The organism is Photorhabdus bodei (assembly GCF_003287735.1).
Classification (GTDB): Bacteria; Pseudomonadota; Gammaproteobacteria; order Enterobacterales; family Enterobacteriaceae; genus Photorhabdus; species Photorhabdus kayaii.
The window spans coordinates 1-1066 of record NZ_NSCM01000136.1; the positions used below are offsets into that span (position 1 = coordinate 1).

The 1066-nt window shown below is 49.8% G+C and carries 1 protein-coding gene; it reads left to right on the forward strand.

The annotated features are described in order from the left end of the window. Positions 1-62 precede the first annotated feature (62 nt). Positions 63-1066 (forward strand): IS630-like element ISPlu8 family transposase (locus CKY02_RS23100; RefSeq protein WP_162121022.1); only part of this gene is annotated, 1004 nt, incomplete at its 3' end.

Here is a 1066-nt window from a genome sequence, read left to right on the forward strand (position 1 = left end):
TATATACCCGTGCTCATTGAAACTGCTTGATTTTCGCCCAAATGAGGTTCATGGTATCAGTCATGAAAATCTTCATTACCGATGAACAAAAAGCCGAACTTGAACACCTCCATCACACCTGCCGTGATAAGAGAGAGTGTGATCGCATCAAAGCGGTCCTGCTGGCCTCTGAGGGCTGGAGTTCCGTGATGATCGCTCAGGCCCTGCGTCTTCATGAAACGACCGTTAATCGTCATATCAGCGATTACCTTAATCACCGCAAACTCAAGCCCGAAAATGGCGGCTCTCAGAGCCATCTCAGCGAAACACAGACTCAGGAACTTATCGCTTATCTGACCGCGAATCTTCTGCCCACCACACAGGCGGTTATCCGCCTTGTCAAAGAAGCGTGGGATATCAGTTACACTGTTCCCGGCATGAATAAATGGCTGCACCACAATGGATTCAGTTATAAAAGACCGACCGGCGTACCACACAAGTTCAACGCGGAGCAGCAACGAGCCTTTATGGAAACCTACGGGAAACTCAAGCAGGAAGCCGGAGACCATGAACCCATCCTGTTCATTGATGGCGTCCATCCCACTCAGGGGACCAAACTCGCTTATGGCTGGATGCGCAAAGGGCAGAAAACCGCGGTGAAAACCACGGGAAGCCGTACCCGTCTGAACCTGATGGGGGCCCTGAATCTGGCCGATATCAGCAAAACGGTAGTACGTGAGTATGACCGTATCGACAGTTATCACATCGCTGAGTTCTTCATTGCCATCCGTGAGACCTATCCGGTCAGTCAGAAGGTTCATATTATCCTTGACGGAGCCGGTTACCACCGAAGCAGGCTGGTGAAAGACTGGGCTTATGTGATGAACATTGAGCTTCATTACTTGCCGCCATACAGCCCGAATCTGAACCCGATAGAAAGGCTGTGGAAGGTGATGAATGAACAGGTCAGGAATAACCATTATTTCGCTTCGACGACCTTGTTCAGGCAGGCAATCCATCGTTTTTTTACGGAAATATTACCGGAACTTGCCGGGAACCTGTCGTGCCGTATTAATGACAACTTCCA